Source organism: Streptomyces sp. NPDC059455, from assembly GCF_042750115.1.
Taxonomy (GTDB): Bacteria; Actinomycetota; Actinomycetes; order Streptomycetales; family Streptomycetaceae; genus Streptomyces; species Streptomyces endocoffeicus.
The window spans coordinates 17,851-21,741 of the sequence record NZ_JBHYVB010000098.1; the positions used below are offsets into that span (position 1 = coordinate 17,851).

Annotated in this window: 4 protein-coding genes; 2 read left to right on the forward strand and 2 right to left on the reverse strand. The window is 70.6% G+C overall.

What is annotated here, in order from left to right; translation table 11 throughout:
* Positions 1-103: 103 nt before the first annotated feature.
* Positions 104-766, reverse strand: a complete 663-nt coding sequence (locus ACFXB5_RS30110) for a DUF4232 domain-containing protein (protein ID WP_385213493.1) — start codon at positions 764-766, stop codon at positions 104-106.
* 123 nt (positions 767-889) lie between these two features.
* A complete protein-coding gene (locus ACFXB5_RS30115; RefSeq protein ID WP_385213495.1) occupies positions 890-1,279 on the reverse strand; it encodes an ArsR/SmtB family transcription factor in 390 nt (129 codons plus the stop codon).
* A gap of 107 nt (positions 1,280-1,386) precedes the next feature.
* Here ACFXB5_RS30115 and ACFXB5_RS30120 point away from each other — a divergent pair, with 107 nt between their 5' ends.
* Together ACFXB5_RS30120 and ACFXB5_RS30125 are read left to right on the forward strand one after the other, a co-directional pair.
* Complete coding sequence (locus ACFXB5_RS30120; RefSeq protein WP_385213497.1) at positions 1,387-2,676, forward strand: MFS transporter; 1,290 nt, start codon at positions 1,387-1,389, stop codon at positions 2,674-2,676.
* 98 nt (positions 2,677-2,774) lie between these two features.
* Positions 2,775-3,668, forward strand: coding sequence for an RNA polymerase sigma factor SigF (locus ACFXB5_RS30125; protein WP_385213542.1), 894 nt, complete (start codon positions 2,775-2,777; stop codon positions 3,666-3,668).
* Positions 3,669-3,891 lie beyond the last annotated feature (223 nt).

Genomic DNA, 3,891 nt, shown 5'->3' on the forward strand with positions numbered 1-3,891 from the left:
GCCCCCCGAGGCGGCGGGCCCGGTGATTCCCCCGCTCGCCCCGCGCCGGCCCACCCCCCGCCGGCCCCGGGGCGGGGGGGGGCTTCTTTGGTGTTTCGGGGGTTCAGCCGTTGATGGGGGGCTTCGAGGACCAGGCGGTCAGGGAGAGGGTGCCGTTGTCGAGGTCCTGGTTGAAGGCGACCGTGCTGTGGGAGTTGCTGCCGGTCGGGGAGATCTGCAGGTACTTCGCGTGGGCGGTTCCGGCGCCGGTGGTGGTCCACACCAGGTCGGCCCAGGCGCTCTTGCCCGGGGCGAGGGTGATCGGGTGGGTGCCCGGGTCGGTGGCGAAGTAGGTGCTGCCGTGGCGGGCGGTGGTCTTGATGGCGGTGTGGCCGGCGCCTTCCAGGGCGACCCCGGCGTAGCCGCTGATCACGCAGGTCTCGTCGCCGGTGTTGGTCACCTTCAGGAAGGTGCCCCGGTGGTTCATCTCCGCCTGGGAGGTGCCGGCGTCGTTCAGGGTTCCGCGCAGCGTGCCCGGCTGGCATTCGGAGGTCGCCTGGGCCTTGTTGGCGCCCGAGCCCAGGGTCGTTGCCTGGTTGCCGGTCTTGTTGCCCGCCTGGCTGTGGATCGAGGCGTCCGACTGCGACGACTTCGAGGAGGAGCTCCCCTTGGCGTCGGACGAGGAGCCGTTGCTCCCGCAGGCGGTGAGGGCGACGGCCGAGGCGGCGGCGATCAGCGCGGCCGCACCGGCCTTTCGGATACGGCGGTTGAGAATGTGGTGCGACATGACGACCCCCATGGGCTTCTGGTTTGTGCGGTTCCTGCTCACGCACCATCCATGGTGTCGGCCGCTGCTGGCGTTCTCTTAACGACCGCTGCCGATCCGCTAACGCCTGGCTAACGCCCGCCGTCACCGCCCGGGTGGGGTCCAGTCGGCCACGAGGTCCAGGAGGCCGGGGAAGCGGGCGTTGAGGTCGGCGACGCGGACGTGGCTGCGGCGCTCCAGGCCGTATTGGCGCTGACGGGTGACACCTGCCTCGCGGAGGGCCTTGAAGTGGTGGGTGAGGGAGGACTTGGGGCGGTCGAGGCCGAACCAGCCGCAGGTGTGATCGAACTGCTCCGATTCGAGGAGGAGTTTGCTCACGATGCGGAGGCGGAGGGGATCGCTCAGCGCCGCCAGGACCGTCTCCAGGCGGATCTCCTCCACGGCCGGCTCCGGGAGCGGGGGCGGGAGGTCGGGGGGTTCGGGGAGTGCCTTGATGGCGGGGCGGGTGTCTTCTTCGGTGGTTTGGGGGGCCATGGGTGGGTCCTGTGGGTCCTCGGTGCGCGACTCTTTGTACGAGTCCAATCGTACTGCATGCTAAGTTCGACTCAAGTCGTACTACGTGTTTGTCGGGAGGAGCTGTCGTGGTGGGGAGTCGGGCGGGGGTGGTCTCGGGTGAGCGGGAGGCCGACGGAGGGGCAGGCGGCGTCGCCACCCGGTGGGTGTGGACCGCCGCGTGGCCGGTGACCGCGGTGTTCGTCCTGTCGAACGCGGCCACGCCGCTCTATGTGCGGTGGCAGCGCGAGATCGGGTTCTCCAAGGGCACCCTGACGGTGATCTTCGCCTGCTACATCGTCGGGCTGCTCGGTTCGCTGCTGGTCTCGGGCGTGGTCTCGGACCGGGTGGGGCGGAAGCCCGTGCTGCTGCCCGCGCTCGGACTCGCGCTGGCGGCGTGCGCGATCTTCGCGAGCGCGTCGAGCGTGGCGGCGCTGATCGCGGCGCGGCTGTTCAGCGGGATCGCGGTCGGCGCCGTCGTCTCCGCCGGAATGGCGGCGGTGACCGATGTGGCCGGGCCGGATCGGCGGCGGCTGGCGGCGCTGCTGGCCTCGTGCGCCATGGTGTTCGGGGCCGGTCTTGGGCCGTTGCTCGCGGGGGTGTTGGGCGAGGGGGTGTTCGCCCTCGAGGCGGTGCTGCTGGTGGCGGCGGTCCTGGTCGTGGTGCGGATGCCGGTGGGTGGTTCTTCCGTCGCGCCCGCACGGTCCGCGCCCGCACGGTCCACGCCTGCACAATCGGTCGCGCCTGCACGGTCCGCGTCCGCGAGCGGTGCCTGGGTGCGGATTCCCGGGGTGCCTCGGGGGAGCGGTGGGGAACTCCTCATGGGGATCGCCGTCTTCGCGCCCGGCATCACCGCCACCTCGTTCGTGCTCTCCCTCGGGCCGTCGCTGCTCTCGGGGTTGCTGGACACCACCAGTCCCGTGGTCGCGGGGGCCATGGCCTTCGTGATGTTCCTCACCGCGACCGGTGCGCAGTTCGCGGTGCGGCGGCTGGACCGGCGGACGATCCTCCTCGCCGGTGCCGTCAGTACGACGATCGGCATGGGCGCGCTCATCGCCGCCGTCCGCGCATCCTCCGTGCCGCTGCTCGTCGCCGCCGCGCTGCTGGCCGGGGCGGGGCAGGGGATGGGGCAGCTCGGCGGGTTGTCGCTGCTCAACTCCAGTGTCTCGCCGAGCCGTCTGGCGGAGGCCAACGCGGCGCTCAACGTCGGCGGCTATCTGCCCGCGGGCGTACTGCCGGTAACGGCGGGTTATCTCAGCGACGCGGTGGGGCTGACGGCGGGGGCGACCGTCTTCGGAGCCGTGCTCATGGCGTTGGCCCTCGTCGGGGGCCTGGTGGTTCTCATCGGCCCGCCGTCTGTCCAGAGGAAAGAGGCATGAGGGCATGGAGGGTGGGTAGACGGGACCCCAATCAGCCTAAGCATGCAGCCGATACAGGGAGTGCGACGGTGAACGACACGGCACCCGCGACGATGTCGATGCTGACAACAGCGGAAGCTGAGCAGGCACATGACGTTCGCGTAAGTGACATTGCAGTGGATGGAGTTCGGACCGCCGGCCCCGTCGATCTGCCCACGGTGGACGATCCGGTGAAGGTGGCGCCCAAGGACGCACGGGCGCTGACCAAGACGTTCCTGGACCGGCTGACGGAGCTGGAGGAGGGGACGCACGAGTACCAGTACGTGCGGAACACCCTCATCGAGCTCAATCTGTCGCTGGTCCGGTACGCCGCCCGGCGGTTCCACAACCGCTCGGTGGAGATGGAGGACATCGTCCAGGTCGGCACCATAGGGCTGATCAAGGCGATCGACCGGTTCGACCTGAGCCGTGAGGTGGAGTTCACGACCTTCGCCGTTCCGTACATCGTCGGCGAGATCAAGCGGTTCTTCCGTGACACCAGCTGGGCGGTGCATGTCCCCCGCCGGCTCCAGGAGCTGCGGATCGACCTCGCCAAGGCGAACGAGGAGCTGTTCCAGCGGCTGGACCGGTCGCCCACCACGGCCGAGCTCGCGGAGCATCTGGGGCTGAGCGAGGACGAGGTCGTCGACGGACTGGTGGCCAGCAACGGCTATCTCACCACCTCGCTGGACGCGCCCGCGGACCAGGAGGGCGGCGCCACCCGCGTGACCACGTACGCGGACCGGTTCGGCGACGTCGACCCGGCCATGGAGGCCGTGGAGAACCTGCACGCGCTCAAGCCGCTGGTGGAGCAGCTCGGTGAGCGGGACCGCCGCATTCTGCAGATGCGGTTCGGCGAGGAGATGACGCAGTCGGAGATCGGCACCGAGCTCGGCGTCTCCCAGATGCATGTCTCCCGGCTGCTCGGCCGTGCGCTCGGCCGACTGCGGCGCGGAATGCTCACCGAGGAGTAGGCCCGCGAGGCAGGCCCGCGTACGAGAGGGCACTGCCGCCGCACCAAGGGCACCGCCGCCGCGCTGCTGATCACAACGCCGCTGATCACAACAGAACACGACCGAAGGGGCCCCCCGCGGGGGATTACGGCGCGCGCGCCCCCCAGCCCCGCGGGGGGGGTTTTTTTTGGGCGGGAGGGGTGGAGAGGGGGCCACCCCCCCCCGCCGCCCCCCCGCCGAGCCC

What these genes read in the sequence shown, in the direction of transcription:
- ACFXB5_RS30110 (WP_385213493.1), bottom strand. Translation starts at nt 766, where the DNA reads ATGTCGCACCACATTCTCAACCGCCGTATCCGAAAGGCCGGTGCGGCC.
- ACFXB5_RS30115 (WP_385213495.1), bottom strand. Translation starts at nt 1,279, where the DNA reads ATGGCCCCCCAAACCACCGAAGAAGACACCCGCCCCGCCATCAAGGCA.
- ACFXB5_RS30125 (WP_385213542.1), top strand. Translation starts at nt 2,775, where the DNA reads ATGCTGACAACAGCGGAAGCTGAGCAGGCACATGACGTTCGCGTAAGT.